18 protein-coding genes, 1 tRNA gene and 1 other annotated feature are annotated in these 16,418 nt (G+C 42.0%); of the genes, 1 reads left to right on the top strand and 18 read right to left on the bottom strand.

Annotated features, from left to right (window positions below):
• Positions 1-67: 67 nt before the first annotated feature.
• From ADA55_RS25250 to ADA55_RS25185, 15 genes are all read right to left on the bottom strand, one after another.
• Positions 68-1,102: a tetratricopeptide repeat protein gene (locus ADA55_RS25250; RefSeq protein WP_048688882.1), complete on the bottom strand. Its 1,035-nt coding sequence runs from the start codon at positions 1,100-1,102 to the stop codon at positions 68-70.
• Positions 1,103-1,267: 165 nt separating this feature from the next.
• Positions 1,268-1,867: a 3-isopropylmalate dehydratase small subunit gene (gene leuD / locus ADA55_RS25245; protein ID WP_034308930.1), complete on the bottom strand. Its 600-nt coding sequence runs from the start codon at positions 1,865-1,867 to the stop codon at positions 1,268-1,270.
• Between the two features lie 28 nt (positions 1,868-1,895).
• Entirely contained in the window at positions 1,896-3,305 is a 1,410-nt protein-coding gene (gene leuC / locus ADA55_RS25240) for a 3-isopropylmalate dehydratase large subunit (RefSeq protein ID WP_048688879.1), read from the bottom strand.
• A gap of 71 nt (positions 3,306-3,376) precedes the next feature.
• Entirely contained in the window at positions 3,377-4,489 is a 1,113-nt protein-coding gene (leuB, locus tag ADA55_RS25235; RefSeq protein WP_048688876.1) for a 3-isopropylmalate dehydrogenase, read from the bottom strand.
• A gap of 15 nt (positions 4,490-4,504) precedes the next feature.
• Positions 4,505-6,040, bottom strand: a complete 1,536-nt coding sequence (locus ADA55_RS25230) for a 2-isopropylmalate synthase (RefSeq protein WP_048688874.1) — start codon at positions 6,038-6,040, stop codon at positions 4,505-4,507.
• On the bottom strand, positions 6,027-7,055 hold the full coding sequence (ilvC, locus tag ADA55_RS25225) for a ketol-acid reductoisomerase (protein ID WP_048688871.1): 1,029 nt from the start codon (positions 7,053-7,055) through the stop codon (positions 6,027-6,029). The genes ADA55_RS25230 and ilvC overlap by 14 nt, the downstream gene beginning before the upstream one ends.
• 54 nt (positions 7,056-7,109) lie before the next feature.
• Positions 7,110-7,622 (bottom strand): acetolactate synthase small subunit, encoded by a 513-nt coding sequence (gene ilvN, locus ADA55_RS25220; protein ID WP_034308941.1) that lies wholly within the window; start codon positions 7,620-7,622, stop codon positions 7,110-7,112.
• Positions 7,623-7,625: 3 nt separating this feature from the next.
• A complete protein-coding gene (gene ilvB, locus ADA55_RS25215) occupies positions 7,626-9,341 on the bottom strand; it encodes an acetolactate synthase large subunit (RefSeq protein ID WP_048688868.1) in 1,716 nt (571 codons plus the stop codon).
• A gap of 117 nt (positions 9,342-9,458) precedes the next feature.
• Positions 9,459-9,717, bottom strand: a binding site (T-box leader).
• A gap of 280 nt (positions 9,718-9,997) precedes the next feature.
• Positions 9,998-10,510 (bottom strand): M15 family metallopeptidase, encoded by a 513-nt coding sequence (locus tag ADA55_RS25210; protein WP_053087469.1) that lies wholly within the window; start codon positions 10,508-10,510, stop codon positions 9,998-10,000.
• A 147-nt stretch (positions 10,511-10,657) separates the two neighbouring features.
• On the bottom strand, positions 10,658-10,933 hold the full coding sequence (locus tag ADA55_RS25205; RefSeq protein WP_048688866.1) for a GNAT family N-acetyltransferase: 276 nt from the start codon (positions 10,931-10,933) through the stop codon (positions 10,658-10,660).
• A 717-nt stretch (positions 10,934-11,650) separates the two neighbouring features.
• On the bottom strand, positions 11,651-12,004 hold the full coding sequence (locus ADA55_RS25200; protein ID WP_048688864.1) for a YidH family protein: 354 nt from the start codon (positions 12,002-12,004) through the stop codon (positions 11,651-11,653).
• A 43-nt stretch (positions 12,005-12,047) separates the two neighbouring features.
• Positions 12,048-12,221 (bottom strand): hypothetical protein, encoded by a 174-nt coding sequence (locus tag ADA55_RS30175; protein WP_176702870.1) that lies wholly within the window; start codon positions 12,219-12,221, stop codon positions 12,048-12,050.
• A 180-nt stretch (positions 12,222-12,401) separates the two neighbouring features.
• Positions 12,402-12,680, bottom strand: coding sequence for a 2TM domain-containing protein (locus ADA55_RS25195; RefSeq protein ID WP_034308952.1), 279 nt, complete (start codon positions 12,678-12,680; stop codon positions 12,402-12,404).
• A gap of 141 nt (positions 12,681-12,821) precedes the next feature.
• Positions 12,822-13,184: a GIY-YIG nuclease family protein gene (locus ADA55_RS25190; RefSeq protein WP_048688862.1), complete on the bottom strand. Its 363-nt coding sequence runs from the start codon at positions 13,182-13,184 to the stop codon at positions 12,822-12,824.
• Between the two features lie 18 nt (positions 13,185-13,202).
• The gene (locus tag ADA55_RS25185; RefSeq protein WP_048688860.1) at positions 13,203-13,958 is read right to left on the bottom strand and encodes a DUF2087 domain-containing protein; all 756 of its coding nucleotides are present in this window, start codon (positions 13,956-13,958) and stop codon (positions 13,203-13,205) included.
• Positions 13,959-14,229: 271 nt separating this feature from the next.
• Between ADA55_RS25185 and ADA55_RS25180 the strand changes: the two genes are divergently transcribed.
• Positions 14,230-14,481 (top strand): hypothetical protein, encoded by a 252-nt coding sequence (locus tag ADA55_RS25180; RefSeq protein WP_048688858.1) that lies wholly within the window; start codon positions 14,230-14,232, stop codon positions 14,479-14,481.
• Between the two features lie 366 nt (positions 14,482-14,847).
• On the opposite strand, the gene ADA55_RS25175 is transcribed toward ADA55_RS25180, so the two are convergent.
• From ADA55_RS25175 to ADA55_RS25165, 3 genes are all read right to left on the bottom strand, one after another.
• Entirely contained in the window at positions 14,848-15,048 is a 201-nt protein-coding gene (locus ADA55_RS25175; protein ID WP_048688856.1) for a hypothetical protein, read from the bottom strand.
• Between the two features lie 208 nt (positions 15,049-15,256).
• Positions 15,257-15,330 (bottom strand) — tRNA-Arg (locus ADA55_RS25170).
• Positions 15,331-15,665: 335 nt separating this feature from the next.
• Positions 15,666-16,418: restriction endonuclease subunit S (locus ADA55_RS25165; RefSeq protein ID WP_048688854.1), on the bottom strand; the 753-nt coding region annotated here is incomplete at its 5' end.

The raw sequence follows: 16,418 nt of genomic DNA, 5'->3' as shown, positions 1-16,418 counted from the left end.
TTAGACGAATTATACATTACAACCACTACATTATACCACAGGATCAATCTGTTACAACAGCAATAGCTTAAATAATAGGATAAGAAATTTCTTCAATTTCTTTTATATAGGAAAGAATATCCGCAACGCTTTCCTCATCTGCCTGGTAAAGGTCCGCTAAGTCCCTCACGGAAACTTCCCCGGTCATGTACTCTTCCGCCAAGGCATGGTAGGCAGCTGCCCATGCAGGCAAGCTTTCAGGTCCTGGTTCAAAAGGAAACAATAAAAAAGAATGACGTTCAATCAAACTATGGACCATTTCATATAAGCTCGGATTATCCTGACTAATTTCCTCTTCGGCCAGTCCGGTTACCTTCTTATAGAAGTCCGTCTCCTTCAAACTTTTCAATTCCCTTGGGATGACCGACTTCGATTGATTGAATTTCCTCACCGTCATTTCCTCGTTATATTCCTGGTCGATAAGGATGTTAAGGAGCATCGTTTTGAAGAAAGGATGTCCCTCATCATTTTGTAGAAATTCTTCGATTTGAGGGATAAATGGTCGAATGTTGATATTCGTTAGTTTTGAAATGACCATTAGCATTTCATTATCCGTTTTCCCTTCAAAAAGTTCATCCTCCTGCATTTCCTCTGAAAGCTGTTGATTTTGCCTTTCTTTCTCTTCTTTTTTATCCTCAAGGGCCCTTTTACTGAACTGAAGCATCTTTTCGAAATGTTCCTCTTTATCAAAGGGAATTTGGTTTTCTTCAAATAGCAGTTCGATCGTCGTGACCATTTCCTGGTGCTCGCCTAATTGCAGCAGTACCATCAAATAAATATTGATCAGTTGAAAATAGTCGCCGATGCCTTTATTCAGCATCTCTATACACAACTCTTTAGACTCCTGGTAATACTCAAGTTCAACTAGTGAGACCACAAGTCCCATGCAAACTTCATCATTTTCGGGCTCATACTCCCTAGCTTGGCTAAAAAGCTGTGCAGCCGCTTTAAAGTTCCTGTTACCAAGCTCATCCAGTCCTTTTACTATCAGCCTCTCACCGAGATTTGGAAAGGCGATAATCTTTGTTTCTCCGGCCTTCTTTTGGTTGTTCTCATCATCCATCCTATTTTCCGCCTCACCGTTCGCTTTTTGAGAAACAGTTTAGCATGTAATAGCTGGAAACACAAAAATTTATATGGACGGATGCACGACTTACCTTCTTTCTGCGATAAAAAAATCCCGCTTCCTTTCAAATAAGAAAGGAGAACGGGAAATGACTTTTTTCTTTTAAATACTCGATACTGCCTTTTTTTGAGATTCATAGGCAGAAATCTCTTTATCATATTGAAGCGTTATCGAAATTTCATCCCAGCCTTTGACGAGCATTTCCTTCCAATATGGATGAATTTCAAAGCTCGTTTCAAACCCTTGCCCATCTTTCAATGTCTGATTGGGAAGGTCGATCGTCAACTCATAATCAGGTGCCGATACTCTCTCCATTAAATAGTTTACTTCAGTCTGGGTCAAAGCGATGGGGACCATGCCATTTTTCATGCAATTACTTTTAAAGATATCAGCATAAGACGGAGCGATGATGATATCGAACCCATAGTCTTTCAAAGACCAAGGGGCATGCTCACGGGATGAACCGCAGCCAAAATTTTCACCTGCTATTAATATGGACGTGTTTTGATTATGGGGCTGATTCAACTCAAAATCTGGACGTTTCTTCCCAGTTTCATCAAAACGCCAGTTATAGAATAAAAATTCGCCAAATCCGCTTCGCTCAATCCTTTTTAAAAATTGCTTGGGAATGATTTGGTCCGTATCCACGTTTTTACGGTCAAGTGCCGCCGCTCTTCCTTTATATATAGTAATGGGTTCCATTTTCTGCACCTCCGGTTAATTCGTATTCTTATTGGACTTGTTCAGTTCTATTCAAATTCCTAATATCGACAAATTTCCCATGAATGGCGGCCGCGGCAGCCATAGCCGGACTAACCAGGTGTGTTCTTGCTCCAGCTCCTTGCCTGCCTTCGAAGTTCCGATTGCTTGTGGAGGCACAATGCTCGCCGGCCGGAACCACGTCAGGGTTCATGCTCAGGCACATGCTGCAGCCCGATTCGCGCCATTCAAAGCCTGCAGATTTGAAAATCTCATCCAACCCTTCATCTTCCGCTTGCCTTTTGACGCTTTGTGAACCAGGAACGACCATCGCCCGAACCCCTTTATGAACAGTTTGGCCATCAATCATTTCTGCGGCTTGCCTTAAGTCCTCAATGCGTGAATTGGTACACGATCCTATGAATACATGTTGTACGGGAATTTCCGTGATCGGCATCCCTTCCTCAAGGCCCATATACTCAATGGCTCGGTTCAGTTCCTTAGGATCCATGATATCTTCTGCGAAGGTAGGTACTTTTCCGTCCACGCCACTAGCCATTCCAGGATTTGTCCCCCAGCTGACCATTGGTGAAATCAGGCTGCCATCAAGAATGATTTCTTGGTCATAAACAGCATCCTCATCACTGGAAAGTGACTTCCAGTCCTGAACACATTGCTCGAACTCTTCGCCTTTCGGCAAATATTTACGACCTTTCAAATAAGAGAACGTTGTTTCATCAGGAGCTACCAGCCCTGCTCTTGCCCCGCCTTCAATCGACATATTGCAAACCGTCATTCTTTCTTCCATTGACATATCCCGGAAAACTTCCCCGCAATACTCAATGATATGCCCCGTACCGAAATCGACGCCGAATTTAGAAATCACATATAAAATGACATCTTTCGCCATCACGCCATGACCAAGCTTGCCATTAACCTCAAGCTTCAATGTTTTGGGTTTTGTTTGCCATAGGGTTTGTGTGGCCAATACATGCTCGACCTCACTCGTACCGATTCCAAACGCAATTGAGCCAAACGCCCCATGTGTGGAAGTATGACTGTCTCCGCAGACAATCGTCATCCCTGGCTGTGTAAGCCCTAATTCCGGCCCGATAACGTGAACGATACCTTGATCCGGACTGTCTAAATCAGCAAGGCGGATACCGAACTCCTTACAGTTTTGCTCAAGCGCCTCTAGTTGTTTCCTTGCAATATCATCCTCGATGAAATAGCGATTAACGGTTGGCACATTATGATCCATTGTCGCGAAAGTACGATCGGGTCTCCTGACTTTGCGTCCTTTTAATCTCAATCCTTCAAATGCTTGCGGAGAGGTCACTTCATGAATATATTGAAGGTCAATATAAATTAAATCCGGTTTATTCTCCTCTTCATTTACAATATGGCGATCCCATATTTTCTCTATTATCGACTTACCCATCACTATCCCACCTCGATCAATCTTGTATTTTTTTTAAAAAACACGGCCTAATGTTAGGCCGTGAAAGAAGTTTATGCGTAAGCTCCCATGATGTTGGAAATGGCTTCCTGGTCTAAAAGATTTGCTTTTATTTCTGCAATCATCTCTGAGGTAGACGTAATAGTCGGTTGGCCATTTGCGATATCGCCTGTTCTCAAGCCATATTCAAGGACCGTTTCCACCGCCTGCTCAACTGCTTTCGCCTCATCTTCCAAACCAAAGGATAGACGCAGCATGGAAGCCGCCGATAAAATCGTCCCAATCGGATTAGCCAGGTTTTTGCCTGCGATATCCGGGGCAGAGCCATGAATCGGTTCATATAGATTAGGCCCATTTGTTGATATGGAGGCGGAAGGAAGCATTCCAAGCGAGCCAGTCAATACCGACGCTTCATCGCTTAAAATATCACCGAACATATTCTCCGTCACGATAATATCAAATTGTTTCGGGTTTTTGATCAATTGCATGGCTGCATTATCAACAAGCATATGCTCAAGGGTTACATCCGGATAGTCCTTGGAAATTTCTTCAGCCGTCTCACGCCACATCCTGCTGGATTCAAGAACATTCGCTTTATCCACGGATGTTACTTTTTTCTTGCGCTCCGATGCTAATGAAAAAGCAAGTTCAATGATGCGCTTCATTTCGCTTTTCTGATAGAAAAGTGTATCGACGACCGCCTCTTTCCCTTCTTTTTCAACGCGCTCACTTGGCTTTCCGAAATAAAGGCCGCCAGTTAGTTCCCTGACAATCACGAAATCCACATCTTCAATGAATTCCTTTTTAAGAGGAGAAGATTCCGACAAGCTGGAATAATAGCTGATTGGACGGATGTTAGCATAAAGATTCAAATCTTTTCGGATTTTCAACAAACCTCGTTCCGGTCTTAGGTGCGCAGGCTGGTCATCCCACTTAGGTCCTCCAACGGCCCCTAATAATACCGCATCGCTGTTTTTACAAATCTCCACTGTTTCATCCGGCAGGGGTGAACCTGTGCTATCGATGGCCCCTCCACCAATCTCACCATATTGAAATTCAAAATCGTGTCCATATCTTTGGGCAACGGCTTCGAGGATTTCTACAGCGCCTCTTGTTACTTCTTTCCCGATGCCATCTCCTTGAAGCACCGCAATATTCCTTTTCATCGAAATCTCCCCTTCCTATTGTAATACTGCTTTTTCTTCCAGTTCCTTCATGATGATCACACGGTTAACAGCGTTCAAATACGCTTTGGCGGATGCTTCCAAGACGTCCTGATCAAGCCCCCTGCCGCTTGTTTCCACACCGTTATAATCAATTTTCACAAAAACCTGTGCGAGGGCATCCATTCCGCCACCCACCGATTGAATTCGATAGTCCAGCAAGTTGATCTCTTTGCCCAAACATCTTTCAAGCGTGTTATATAGGGCTTCTACACTTCCTGCACCTGTAGCCGCTTCCTGAATCTCTTCATTATCGCCTTTTTTCAGTGTGACCGTCGCAGTCGCCGTTTGATGGGTGCCATGTGAAATCTGTAAGGAAATCATGTCATAGAAACTGATATCCGTCGCTTTCTCTTCAAGCACCAGCGCAACGATATCTTCATCCGTCATGGTCTTTTTATTATCGGCCAATTCCTTGAACTGGACGAATAATGAGTTCATTTCCTCATCCGTTACCGTAAAATTCAACTCTTGTAATCTTTCTTTGAAAGCATGGCGTCCTGAATGCTTTCCTAAAACGAGTGAATTGGACGAAACCCCGACTAGTTCAGGTGATATGATTTCGTAAGTCGTTTTTTCTTTTAATACGCCATCCTGGTGAATGCCGGATTCATGTGCGTATGCATTGGCACCAATAATGGCTTTATTAGCAGGAACCTGCATACCTGTAAGTCGGCTGACCAAATCACTGGTCCTTTTAATTTCATTCAATACAAGACCCGTTTCCGCTTGATAGAAATCTTTACGGATGTAGAGTGCCATGGCCACTTCTTCAAGTGCCACGTTTCCGGCACGTTCACCAATTCCGTTGATTGTGCCTTCGACTTGCGTAGCCCCGCCTTCGATGGCCGCCAATGAATTGGCCGTCGCCATTCCAAGATCGTCATGACAGTGTGCAGATAAACTAACTTTATCAATAGAAGGAACATGTTCACGAAGGTATCTGAAAATGTTGCCATATTCGATTGGAGCTGCATATCCTACTGTATCAGGGATGTTAATGACCTTGGCACCAGCCTGAATGACCGCTTCAACGATTTCAGCCAAATAGTCAAGTTCCGTACGGCTTGCATCTTCTGCAGACCATTGTACGATCGGAAAACGCGCTGCTCCGTACTTAACCATTTCAACCGACCTTTCAATCACTTGCTGCTTAGACATTTTCAACTTATATTCACGATGAATGGGCGAAGTGGCGATGAACGTATGCAATCTTGGTTCTGCGCCGCCCCTTAATGAATCCCAAGCTGCATCGATATCTCCTTTTACAGCACGCGCCAGCCCTGTGACAGAGCTGTTTTTGATTTTGCGCGCGATTTCCTGTACGGAGTTGAAATCCCCTTTGGATGCTGCCGGAAAACCGGCTTCGATTATATCAACACCCAATCTTTCAAGCTGATAAGCAATTTCAAGTTTTTCGGTAAAATTCAAATTTACACCGGCGGATTGCTCCCCATCACGAAGTGTGGTTTCAAATATATTAATTTTTCGCAACGGCTACCACTTCTTTCTCTTTTTGTTGAGGTTTTACGAATGGCATCATTTTTCTTAATTCACGGCCAACCACTTCGATTTGATGTTGGTTTTCACGATTATTGATCGCATTGAAGACTGGACGATTCGCTTGGTTTTCCAAGATCCATCCTTTAGCGAACTCACCGTCTTGGATGTCTTTCAAGATCGCTTTCATTGCCTCTTTCGTAGTTTCCGTCACAACGCGTGGTCCAGAAACGAAATCTCCCCATTGAGCTGTGTCAGAGATGGAATAGCGCATGTTTTCCATACCGCCTTCATACATAAGGTCGATGATTAACTTAAGTTCATGCAAACACTCGAAATATGCTACTTCCGGTTGATATCCAGCTTCTGTCAAGGTTTCGAATCCAGCTTTCACAAGGGCAGTCAATCCGCCGCAAAGTACAGCTTGCTCTCCAAATAGATCTGTTTCCGTTTCTTCCTGGAAAGTAGTTTCCAAACCGCCAGCTCTTAAAGAACCGATTCCCCGAGCGTATGCAAGTGCCAATTCTCTTGCTTCACCCGTAACATTTTGATAGATGGCGAACAATGCCGGCACCCCTGCACCTTGTTCATATGTACGGCGAACAAGATGTCCCGGACCTTTCGGAGCGACTAATAAAACATCTACGTCTGCCGGAGGAACGATTTGATTGAAATGGACGTTGAATCCGTGTGCGAACATTAACGCTTGACCTGCACGCAATACCGGTTTGATTTCTTCTTGGTATACTTTCGGCTGAGTTTCATCCGGTAATAGGTTCATGATCACGTCTGCCTGTTCAGCTGCTTCCTTCACTGTGTAAACATTAAAGCCGTCTTCCACCGCTTTATCGAAGGATTTACCTTTCCTGATTCCGATGATTACATCTACACCGCTGTCACGTAGGTTTTGAGCGTGTGCGTGTCCTTGTGAACCATATCCGATGACCGCTACCTTTTTATTGTTGAAGAAATTCTCGTTTGCTTCTGCGTTATAATATACTTTTGCCATAATAATTACATCTCCCTTTTCATCATTGTTTTTGTTTGTTTTTTGTTTTTTGTTTTATACGATTGTCGCACTCTTAGCGTGTGCAATTTGCATTCCACGCGGGATGGCGGCAGTCCCTGTCCTTGCCAATTCCTTGATGCCATATGGCTTGATCAGTTCAATGAAGGCTTCGATTTTATCCGATTCCCCTGTAATTTGGACTGTCACGCTATCTTTACTGACATCAATAACTGAAGCTCGGAAGGGTTCGATGACTGAATAAATCTCGGCTCGGGTTTGTGTAGTCACCAATATTTTAATGAGTGCAAGTTCCCTCGCCACAATCGATTGATTCGTAATATCATATACTTTCAAAACATCGATCTGCTTATTCAGCTGCTTGGTGATCTGTTCAATGACAGTTTCGTCATCGACATCGACCACAAAGGTCATCCTTGAAATGCCATCCTGTTCGGAAGGTCCGACAGTCATGCCTTCAATGTTATAATTTCTTTTCGTGAACAGGTTCGTAATCCGATTAAGGACGCCTGGCCGGTTGTTCACGGTGAGGCTAAGAATTCCCTTCATTGATTAAACTCCTTCCATTTCATCTAGCCCTTTTCCTTGTGCTACCATCGGAAAGACATTTTCGTTTTGTTTTACCCGGAAATCAATCAACACGGGACCATCAGTCTTTAACGCTACATCCAGGCAGTTGCTTGCTTCTTCCTCCGTCGTTACCTTGTATCCCGGAATTCCATAAGCATCGGCCAATTTCACGAAATCCGGATGCGATTGAAAAATACTATGTGAGAAACGGTTATCATGAAAGAGTTCCTGCCACTGTCTTACCATCCCTAGTGCACCGTTATTGACGATGATGATTTTGATTGGCAGATTCATTTCGGCAATGACCGAGAGTTCCTGCAGGCACATCTGGAATCCACCATCCCCCGATATGGAAAGCACCGTCGCTTTCGGATTCGCCAGTTGCGCTCCGAGAGCCGAAGGTAAGCCAAAGCCCATCGTCCCCAATCCACCGGAAGTGACCCATGAATTCGGTTTGTTAAATGGATAGTATTGCGCTGCCCACATTTGATGCTGTCCAACATCCGTCGTAACGATGGCATCGCCATTCGTTTTTTCATGAAGCATCTGGATGACCCGCTGAGGTTTCAATACGCCTTCTTCATGGGTATAACGCAATGGGAACTCTTCATTCCATGCAGTGAGCTGTGTTGTCCATTCATCAATTTCCGGTTTCTTGCCATTTTGCGCAATCAATTCCGAGAGTGCTTCTTTGGCACTTCCGACGACTGGAATTTTTGTCGGCACATTTTTACCGATTTCCGCTGGATCAATATCGATATGGGCAACCGTTGCGTGCTGTGCGAATTTCGCTAGATTCCCAGTCAATCGATCATCGAACCTTGCACCGATATTGATTAACAGATCACATTTCGCTAACGCCATGTTCGCTGCATAGCAGCCATGCATACCACCCATTCCGATAAAGAGAGGATGTTCCGCCGGAAAGCCCCCAAGACCCAATAAAGTGTGGACGACGGGAATGCCTTGCTGCTCGACATATTCCTTTAATAGATGGGAGGCCTTTGCATGCAGGACACCTGCCCCTGCAAGAATGACCGGTCTTTTCGCCCCGCTTACGGCTTCAACAAGCTTTCTGATCTGTAAGTAATTCGGCTTGGTCGTTGGCTGATAGCCAGGGAGATTCATTTCTGGCTCCTCATCCGTCGATACACCTTCCAAAATGGCCATATCCTTAGGTATATCGATCAATACTGGACCGGGCCGGCCGCTGGAAGCGATGTAAAACGCTTCTTTTATAATGCGCGGAAGGTCTTCCGGCTTCCTTACCTGATAGTTATGTTTTGTGATCGGGGTAGTAATCCCCAGTACATCCGCTTCCTGGAAAGCATCCGAGCCAATTACACTGGTAGCTACCTGACCCGAAATTACAACTAGCGGTAAAGAGTCGATCATTGCATCGGCCAAACCAGTGACGATGTTCGTTGCCCCTGGACCGGATGTGACAATGACCACCCCCGGCTTGCCGGTAATCCTGGCGTATCCTTCCGCTGCATGAATGGCACCTTGTTCGTGCCTTGTCAAAATATGAAAAAGTTCTGAACTGTAAAGCTTGTCATAAATCGGCAATACAGAACCTCCTGGATAACCAAAGATGACATCAACATTTTCTTTTTTCAATGCTTCCAGCAGAAATTCGGCACCACTATAATGTGTCTTTCCACTTTTCCGATCAGCAACAACTGACTTTTGTGTCATTTCGTAAAAAACCTCCTTCGCTTTCCTAATTAAATGTTTTCTCAAGATTCAGAATTTTCAGCTTTTTAAGCATACAAAAAAGCCTTTTCACCCCAAATGTACTTGCACTCGGCAAGTTAAAGGGGTGAAAAGGCTTGATGAGCCACTCCACGGTACCACCCTTTTTCGCATGAGACTCCATGCGCACTTTGAATAGACTACACTATTCTCTGTTTTGGTAACGGGTACTGGTACGCACCCGTTCAGCTCTACTAGTCTGTCGTTCAAGCTGAAACTCCAAGGTGAGTTCATCTTTCGGGACAATACCGGCTCTCAGCTACCCGGCTCTCTGTGACTGCCTTTTTAAAAGACTACTTATCCTCTTCAATGCTTTTCGCATTATTCATATTTTTCGAAACGCTTATGTTTGATGTCTTGTATTTGTGATTATCTTACGTGTATTTCAGGTAGTAGTCAACAGGTTTTTTTAAATTTTTTGATAATTCTAAATTGAAAGATTTGTTGTATCCGCTTACATACCTATCATGGCCACATTTTATAAAAAAAGTTTTTTCAATTTTTAATTTTTAAAAACATAGGATATCCCCATTAAATGATTATTGTCACGCATCATCCACATGATGTCAGTCACTAGTATCTGATTCCTAAAAAAAGAATCATCCATTTTCCCTTTCAGCTTCATTTTCACTGATTGCTGACGCCACTCTTGATACAAGATTCGGCCGCCATCCCCTTTGAAGATCTCTCGTTGATAAACCGCCTGACATTCCAAGGTGCGGAAAATCACGGAACAATTCAAAATCCCCTCCCCAAACAAATCCCAGGGATTTTGCTATGGCTGCCACCCTTGTCCACTTTTCGCCCTCTGTCCACAATGTCAGCTTGCCGTCATCACTAACGATGACAAAATCGACTGCAAGGCCATAGTTATGCAAGGATTGCCCCCCTCTGGCATAAGTCACGATTGGTTTGGATTTATTCGTTCTGCCTCGTTCATACAGTTCATTTTGTTCTCGGAAACTTCGATAACCAGCCGTTATTTGAACAAATATCCCCGCTTCATAAGCTAATTTCACCACTTCGAGTATCGTCTCGTTCACGACCGGGTTCATACCGCTTCCCATATTTTCCTTTGCGCGATTCAATAGGGTTTGTAATTTGATGGCCATCCTAGCACCTCCCCTATATTAAATGCGAACATAACTGCAGGAGGAAAGGCTTTACCATTATTTTATTGGGGGTGTAAAGATTATCTGAAAAATGAAAAAGGGCTGAACATAGGTGATATTTATCATCCCCTAAGTCAGCCCTCCGGTTCATTTAGCCAATACATCCTCGTATTCTGCATTTTTTTCAAATTGTTTTTGAACGAACGAACATACCGGAACAATTTTCAGGTTTTCCTCCCTTGCGAATCCTATGACCTTTTCAACAAGGGCATTTCCTACCTTTTGCCCGCGAAGCTTGTCAGAAACAACGGTATGATCGACCGTAATTTCATCATCACCTGATTTAAAGAATGTAATTTCCGCTAGTTTCTCACCAGTTTCTTCGACAAAAAAAGAACTTTCACCTTTTTTGATATCCACCATCACGATGACCTCCTTTTAGTTCCTCTTTATCATATCTCACAAAAAGGAAATTAAACAAATAATTAAACGTGATTGAAATTGAATAAAGCAAGTACGTTCAAGGGTTATAAAGTTAGCATTGCCCATGTGAAGTTTATTTACAAACTGATGATGGTTTATATTTTTTAAAGGAAGGCAAAATACAAAACTTGATCGATCTTTTCCTTACCGCTTATATACCCTTCCGGTTCGAATTTCACCATGGCTAACGCGCACAACATTGTATTTAATGATAAAAAGGTTTTAATTATTTCAGTTTGTCGACAGAAGGGGTTCGGAAAACGTATCTTGCATCAAATGACGCTCACGAAACCAACGGACCTAAAGTAGCAATACCTTCAACTCCTTTAGTATGATTTATATCTGATTTTCATAACGAAGTTGATTGTAGAGGAAGGTGCGGGACCCCGCAGGCGCACTCAGGCCGCCCGCGGAAAGCGAGTGCCTGGATCGGAAATCTACGCCCAAATTGTAACTGTCATAAAATTACAGGCAAACTCGTTTTTTTCGAATTTTTCTAAGTCTGAATGATTCTTTCATAACCTGAAATACAGTGTTTTTCAAGCTTTCGTTTTTTGATGGCATTAAATTAATGGAAGAAATCTTTCCGTAACGATGTAAGAATAAGTATATAATAGCAGAAACTGAAAAAACTGTCCTACTCAGGTTAGGACAGTTTTAAATGAAAACAAAATATAAAATGATCATCGATAATAATATGACCATAAAAACAGCGATTAGAATAACGTACGCACTTGAAGGCTGGAACGTCCCTTCATTGATTTGCCGTTTCTTCTGAAGATAACCGATTGTCGCCAGAACGGTAATCACAAGTCCCAATGCACACGCAAACATCCCTAGCACGATGCTGATCAAGTCAATCCGGGCATCCCGATGCACACCAATCGTAAAATGCAGGCTTGTCGCAAGAAAACCAACTCCCACTATTGCAATCACCGTTCTTATCCACGCCAAGAAGGTGCGTTCATTAGCCAGATGCTGCTGGGCATATTTCAATTGGTTTTTCTCCATGTCATCACCTTAATCGAGCGTTTTTATCAAACGTAAAAATCAGTCATCTTTTCAGGAGCGAAAAGGCCCTGAACATTGACCCGACAAACATTAGCCCTGCACCGCCGAGCAATAAATATATACATAGAGTTTTATCAATAACATTCAAAGGATAAAGCAAGGCCCCCAGCGCCAGGATTGCCCCTATCCCCGTTATGGTCCATCCTAATTTTTTCATTCGCAACTCCTAAGATTAATTATTATTTAGTGAAGGTCCTCCAAGGGTTTCCCCCTTTTTCATATAGGTCCCTCATTACTAGCTTAAACCATTTAAAACCTTACAACAAGTGAGATCCACCGATTATTTTCCCACAAAAAAAGAGCCACAAATGACTCCCTGTTTTGAACACGCCCAAATTCAGCCGTTCTTTTTATCCTTTTCCATATATTCTTTTATTTTTCTTTCTTCCCACTCAGACCCGAAGTTTCCTTGTGCAAGAATGGTAATACCGTGTATCAGAACACCAATCCCCCACCCTCCAAGGGGATAAAGGAACCACCAATAACCGGGATCCGTCAATAGGTTAATCGCAATCAACATGACATTCACCAATACATACACCATTAAATGAATGTAGAATGCCTTAAGGTTTTCAACCCTTTTTTTCGCCCGTAGATATCCATCTCCATTTTCCATCCCAGCACCTCCTAATCATAAATACTAATATATATATTACCATCAGTTTCCATAATACCTTATTTTTCATAAAGAAATAAGAATGAAATGCATCAAAGGTAAATCGGGAGCTGGGAATCAAGGAGAATCTCTAAAGGCCACTTACAAGTCAGAGGGCTTCATTCTATTGTATCCCCGTTCTTCGTAAGGCTGTATTTTTTCCATCCACTTTTCTTCAAGTTTTTTCAATTCCCTTTTAGCATCAAAAAATCCTGTTTCTTTTGGCTTCAATACCTCCAGTACCTCAAAAGAAAAAGCATCTTTCCCATATTGGTTCCACTCACTTTGCAGCTCTTTATTGGTGTTTGTCCCGACTTCCAATTCAAATTGTTTGCCCTTCAACGTCTTTAAATTCCTGGTGCTTCCGATAAAGACCTTATTATTTACCGTATTTCTGATTTGGTATACCCCTGCTTCAACCTTCGTTTCTTTATACAATTGCTTCAATTCTTTTTTACGATCCATCTTTCTTGCCCCCAGTCATCATTTCTTCAGCCAATATTGGCTCCCATCAGGCTTTCTATCCAAGAATCCATATTCTATTAAGTATCTTCTCAAAAGAACATGATCATGATAAACGGCACCCAATATTTGATTGATTTCTTTTTCTTCGTATTTCCGCTCATTTTCAAAACGGTTCATAATTTCTTGGAGAATGATCAGCCTTTGTTTTTCCTTTGGCGGAAAAGACTTTAATGCATCCTGACTGCCTTTAGGGAAGTATTTTTTAAGTACAGTCACCTTTTCATCCTCAGTAACGTTATAACGATCATCGACCATCCTTGCTTTTTGATGAAGCGGGATAAATGCCGGCGCGTGTTCATCTTTATCTTTCAAAAGTTCCATCAGGGCTAAAAACAACTTAGCCTGACGCTCTTTCTCTTTCAACACAAAACGATGGTTCCGAATGGTGGAAGGACTGCCAATTCCCATTTCCTCCTGAACCTCAGCATCATTCTTCCCTTGGTAAAAAAGGCGAAGAAGACGGTTTTGATGGTCCGTGAGACCTGTAAGTTTTTTATCGAGATCAATCAAATATTCAAAAACCGAGCTGTGTGCATGTTCAATATGAATGCGCATATACCTCTTCGCTTCATAAAGAACTCCATCTTTCGGGTATACTATCCCCTTTTCAACTGCATTTCCACACAGCAAACAAACATATTGATTCTCACCTTCGATGTACCCTTGTTTAAGCTCATCCTGAGATGCGCTCCAAAACATTTCCGCGTCCTTCATTAAACAAACACTTCCCTATAAAGTTTATAATATAATAAACATAATATTGATTTGTTTGTGTTATGTCAATGTTTTTTCTGTTTTTTTATAACTCCGGCAAATTATGGCCATCTTAGTCAGAGGGCTTCATAACATAAAGCTTACAAGGGATTTCACCTTCCATTTTACGGTTCCCATGGCACTAAGCCGATATGGTATCCTGAATAATAAGCCGAATTTCCCCAATAATATGCTTTATAAACGTGAATAAGCTTTAGAGGAGGATATCTTATTGAAAGAGGAAAACGAGGCGATTCCACCGATCCATAACACCGATTTACACAAGGCATTACAACATGTATCCGAACAATTCAAGGTCTCACTGCCAGAATTACGCGATACGATTGAATCACTTATACAAAAACAATCGATGCAGCTGAGTGAAGCGGATGAAAAAAGTTCACCCATCGAAGAATTGAATACGGCAATAATCAAAAACCGTGAAATCATTAAAAAAAATCTTCAAACCTTAAATAGAATCTGATATCGAAAAAAAGACATCCAAGTATGGATGCCTCAGTGGTAGACAAAATTCGATGTAAGTCGATTTTACCTACAGTTTTTTAGTACCAGTACAATATGAACGTTGATTGGAACTCCCGGCACCCGCTTTCCGCGGGTGGTCCGGGAGCCTCCTCGGCGCTCTTTGCGCCTGCCGGGTTTCTCCCTTGGACGCGTTTCCCCACTGGAGTCTCGCACGCCTACAGTCTTTTTTGTTATAAATCAGAAGGATTAAAACTTGAGGTGAAGGGTGGTTTCCAATACTTAGGCATCCGATCATGGATAGCTTTTTTCCGAGGAGCATATGAAATTCCTAATATAATTCCTTCGTTAGAGCTCAGTAAGTTTTTTAGCTAGGCACAAACTTAAGTATTCCTTCCAGATAAACACCTTGTTCTTTTCGTGTGCATTCCCTCAACTTGATTCTTCCTTCTTTTTCTAACTCCTTGGCTAATTGGACCACTTCAGTTCCATCTTCGGTTATTTCGACTGAGAAGAAATTACCCCGAGTGGAAGTTTGAATGAACTTGAATAATCTATCTTTATTCATTTAAACATCTCCTTATTTATAACAAGTTCGACATAAAAGGTCATCCACCTGCGATAAATATGAAAAAAACTTCTTTCGTTGCACGAACAATAATGGTTCAAAGGATGCAAAACAAAAGACATTCTTTTTACATTCATTCAAATTACCCTCATTAACTTAAAAAGTAAAAAAGCCAAAACCTTTAGAAGGTTTTGGCTTTTTAAGTTAGTGTCCCAGGAGAGATTCGAACTCCCGACCGACGCCTTAGAAGGGCGTTGCTCTATCCAGCTGAGCTACTGAGACATATCGCTGTTTTTCTTCAGTTCAGTATAACGGTCACTTTTCGAACTTAGACCGTAATCGTGATTTTTATTATAACTTAGTATAATACTCATTGCAATACTAGTAATACTATATTTTGAGGTGGGTTAGAATTACAACTAACAAATACTCAAACCATTTGGCAAGCATTCCTATGAAACACCTATATAGGCTCAATGACATCATTGTTAGCTTGGCTAGTAAATTACATCATTCAAGTATTAATCCAATACAATTACTCTCACACTCCTTCTTGGTCAAATTATCTGTAAATACAATTAAAGAAACATCCAACTAAATTGGATGCCTCCTAAAAACTATTTCACTTTTTCTTGTAACACTTCTTTTAGTAATTCAATGGCATTTTCTTCACTTGGATCATTTGTTCCAAGCTCACCTCTGAACGCTTTTGCAAGGATGGATTGTCTCAACGCATCTAAATTTCCATCTAGTTTATAAAAATTATTAGCTTGTTGCTCAATATCTAAGCATTTCTCAATAATGTTAACTATATTTTGTTGAATTTCAGGTGGTGCAATAGGTAAACTTAATTTTCTCAATGTACTTATATTTATCCTCGGGGACGTTGTTTGAGATATATTTAAAGACACCTGCTTCAACATTATGGGTGAATTAAGTGCATATACAAAATATGTTGGCAATACCTGTTCGATATTGGGTCTTAAAAGCACTACTCTTTGTGCCAGACAGACTTTATCATCGAGGAGTAATCCTGCTTTTCCAACAGCCTTACCAACATCACCACTACCTTCTCTACAATAAATGATATCCCCTTTCTGCGGTTCAATCCTCTTGGTACGGTCTAAATAGTCCTGCTCAGAAACTCTTTTCGCATTAATAATATCAACTTTACCTAACTCAATATCGGAGCTTCTAATTGCTGGGTACTGGCCTTCTTCAATATATTTTGGTGTAGAGTGCGGACAATCGGAAATTAATTCACAAACTTCCTCTATACTCATCCAACTCCAATCAGAAGGAATTGGATAATTCACCCCTCCTAAATCTTCATCATCCTTATCTCGCCCATTTTTTCCAAATCCCCCCCC

Source organism: Bacillus sp. 220_BSPC (genome assembly GCF_001054655.1).
GTDB classification, from domain to species: domain Bacteria; phylum Bacillota; class Bacilli; order Bacillales; family DSM-1321; genus Peribacillus; species Peribacillus frigoritolerans.
This window is presented reverse-complemented; position numbering and strand designations above follow the sequence as displayed.